We start from the raw sequence: 3006 nt of genomic DNA on the forward strand, positions 1-3006 counted from the left end.
ATGCCATAGTGTTTGGCGGCCCAGGTCAGCAGGCCGCCCCAGCCACAGCCAATATCCAGGAGTTTTTCACCAGACTGCAGATGGAGCTTGCGGCAGATATGATCCAGTTTCTGCTCCTGGGCAACATCAATATCTTCTTTGCCGGTTTTGAAATAGCCACAGGAGTACACCATGTTGCGATCCAGCCAAAGCCTGTAGAAGTCATTGGAAACATCGTAATGATAGTGAATGGCTTCCCTGTCCTTGGCTTTGCTGTGTAAGGCCTTGTGGAGAATGCCGGTTTTGGGTTTTTTGGCCGGAAATGCGTCGCTGAGACCTTCGGCAACAGCAAGAATGTCCTGGTAGCGTCCTTCAATGCCGATAGTGCCTTCCACATAGCCTTCGCCCAGTACATCCAGAGCGCTGCCGGTGAGGAGCTGGGTAATGACGCTCGCTGATTTGAGATGCATGGTGACCAGTGTGGGTTCATCGAAAGCATATTCGTGACCATCCCAAAAAATGACCCGTAAGGGCAGCGCCTTGTCATTGAGGCCTTTTTTGACATGATCCAGAAAGTTACTTCGTAAGTCTTTCACGTGAAATTTCCTCCCGTATCTGGAGATGAATGATGACGATCAATGTGGCTGTATACACAACCCTCAACCATTTCTTGATTGTAGAACAAATTCCTCCGTTCTGATTTTGGAGATGAATCCAAACCCTTGGTGCTGACTGCTGTGTTATTGTTATGCAAGGCGCAATGATGTTGATGTATTCAACGCTTCTTCTGCGGCGACCCTGACGGCATGTGCTGCGTGATGGCTTAATCCCTGCAGCGCGGAAACTTTTTCCGGGCTATCCGGGACACTTTTTATGGCGCGGATGACGGCCAGCCCCTGGATAACATCTACGGGGTAAGACATTGCGCATTCAGCAAGAGGGCCTGCCGCTTCCGCATGGTTCTGATTGGCGAGACTGAGTATGGCCCCCATTCTTACTTCCGAATGGGGATTTTTGAGTGCCCAGATCAGACGATCATAATAAGGGGTTTGTCGTTCCCAGGCCTCAATGTTGCGACCACAGGCCGGACAAATCTCTACAGCAACCGGAATTTCAGCGAAGCAGAGCGGGCAGTAATGATGATTCATGCGCAGCCGCAGTCAGCTTCCCAGCGCAGAATGTGATTGCCGGGTACCAGTTCGAGCAGGTGGGGCATGACCGCATCGACGGTCTCCGGCTCGTCGAAAAACTCCAGTACCAGGGGCAGATGCACGTTCAGACGCAATACATCATCGGCATGCACCACGCCCTTGCTGCCAAAGCCGGCAATACCCCGGAAGGCGGTGACCCCATGCACTTTGTACTGATCGTGGAGCATACGAAATATCTCCTCCATCAAATTGTGGCCATCGTGTTTATCGCCTTCTTTGATGTAAATACGGACTACGGAAACGCTGGTCATGATTTTCACCTCTCTTAAATACTGCGGGATACCCAGGCACCGGCAAATGCCGCTGCCACACACAGGAACAGTGAAGAAAACATATAGAGCAAACCTTTCAGTGCTTCGCCGTTTTCAAAAAGAACGAGAGTCTCCAGGGAGAAGGTCGAGAAGGTGGTGTAAGCGCCAAGGCCCCCGGTAAGCATGCCTGTACGTAATTCCGGACTGAGAGAAATACGTTCGAGAGTTTCAAAAAAAAGAAAGCCCATGATGAAACAGCCCATGACGTTGATACTCAGGGTTGCCCATGGAAAACCCCGCCCGAATACCGTTTGGACCAGCAGACTCTGTCCGTATCGTGCCCAGGCACCCAAAACGGCAAATATGGCGATGAAGCCGAAAGTGGCAAACATTTCTACTCCTTAATTAATTAAATATAAAAAACACTCGCAAAAATAATGATGAGCATTACTCCGATATAGGCCAGATAGGCATTCAGGGAACCATTTTGTAAGGCCAGTCCCAGCCGGTCACTCATGATCTGCACAAAGCGCACCACAGGACGAAATAACCAGGGACCGAATACCGGGGCCTGACTGTAATCAAAGCGCAATTCCCGCACAAAATAATCCCGCTCGGTATGGCTTCTTCGGGTATTGGTACGGGGACGGTAGACAAAGCTGTAGAATTCACGCAAAGCGTTGGAAAAAGCCAAAGCCGTGACCGCATTATTGGCCGGTATCTGGCGTAATCCGTGACCCCAGACCGGCACCCGTTTGCGCCCCTGACGAAGATGGCTCCAGCCCAGCATGGCTAATGGAATCAGGGATAGTAGCAGTCCCATCAGCAGCAGCAGCGGAGGTGAAATAAAGGCAAAATGAAAACGCAGAGGGATCAGGATTGGTCCTTTCACCATGCTGGCCAGGGCGGCGGGAACAGCGGGCCAGTTATCGTCGGCGAGAAAGCCGAGGGTCCAGGGCAGTGCTGCAGCATACCCCAGAACCAGCAGGCCCAAAGCAAGAATGGGCCAGCGTCCGGTAATACGCTGTTGATTTTCCTCGCGACCCAGTAAACCCAGGCCGAAAACCTTGATCATGGTGGCCAGGGCGATGGCGGCAGTCAGTGCCAATCCCGCTCCACCCAAAGCCAGGGTGACTCTGGCGGCAGAACTGGTCAGATGAAAATCCTGAAAGACCGTCTGGAATAAATACCATTCTCCCGCAAACCCGGCAGTAGGCGGCATGGCGGCCAGACTCATGGCGCCCAGCAGTGCGCCGATGCCCAGGGTCCAGGGAGCGAGTGCCAGCACCCGGCTCTGCGCTATGTGGTAATCGCCACGCACACTGGCGACCCGGTCGGCACTCAGCATCATGCTGCCTTTGGCCAGGCTGTGACCGCCCAGATGAATGAGGCCTACGGTCCAGGCCAGGGTGCTGAGCATATTTAAACCGTCAGCCCGGAACAGGGAGGCGGCGCCCAGCGCGACTACGGCTAATCCGGCGTTTTCAGCCGTGGAAAAAGCCAGCAGACGGCGCCAGTCTTCCTGCTGAAAGGCATATAAAATGGCCAGAATAGCGGTGATGGTG

5 protein-coding genes are annotated in these 3006 nt (G+C 53.1%); all 5 read right to left on the reverse strand.

The window, feature by feature from the left end; genetic code table 11:
* A partial coding sequence (locus AC2VLY_RS10910) for a class I SAM-dependent methyltransferase (protein WP_486922266.1) occupies positions 1–575 on the reverse strand: 575 nt, incomplete at its 3' end.
* Positions 576–725: 150 nt separating this feature from the next.
* A complete protein-coding gene (locus AC2VLY_RS10915; protein WP_193650429.1) occupies positions 726–1127 on the reverse strand; it encodes a HEAT repeat domain-containing protein in 402 nt (133 codons plus the stop codon).
* Positions 1124–1441, reverse strand: coding sequence for a DUF190 domain-containing protein (locus AC2VLY_RS10920; protein WP_031571589.1), 318 nt, complete (start codon positions 1439–1441; stop codon positions 1124–1126). The genes AC2VLY_RS10915 and AC2VLY_RS10920 overlap by 4 nt, the downstream gene beginning before the upstream one ends.
* 14 nt (positions 1442–1455) lie before the next feature.
* On the reverse strand, positions 1456–1833 hold the full coding sequence (gene crcB / locus AC2VLY_RS10925; RefSeq protein ID WP_031571590.1) for a fluoride efflux transporter CrcB: 378 nt from the start codon (positions 1831–1833) through the stop codon (positions 1456–1458).
* 17 nt (positions 1834–1850) lie between these two features.
* On the reverse strand, positions 1851–3006 hold a 1156-nt coding region (locus AC2VLY_RS10930; RefSeq protein ID WP_486922267.1), incomplete at its 5' end, for a proton-conducting transporter transmembrane domain-containing protein.

The organism is Acidithiobacillus sp. TH-A36 (assembly GCF_057473445.1).

Excerpts from the sequence above, each read along its gene's own strand:
- AC2VLY_RS10915 (WP_193650429.1), bottom strand. The coding sequence starts at position 1,127 with ATGAATCATCATTACTGCCCGCTCTGCTTCGCTGAAATTCCGGTTGCT.
- AC2VLY_RS10920 (WP_031571589.1), bottom strand. The coding sequence starts at position 1,441 with ATGACCAGCGTTTCCGTAGTCCGTATTTACATCAAAGAAGGCGATAAA.
- crcB (WP_031571590.1), bottom strand. The coding sequence starts at position 1,833 with ATGTTTGCCACTTTCGGCTTCATCGCCATATTTGCCGTTTTGGGTGCC.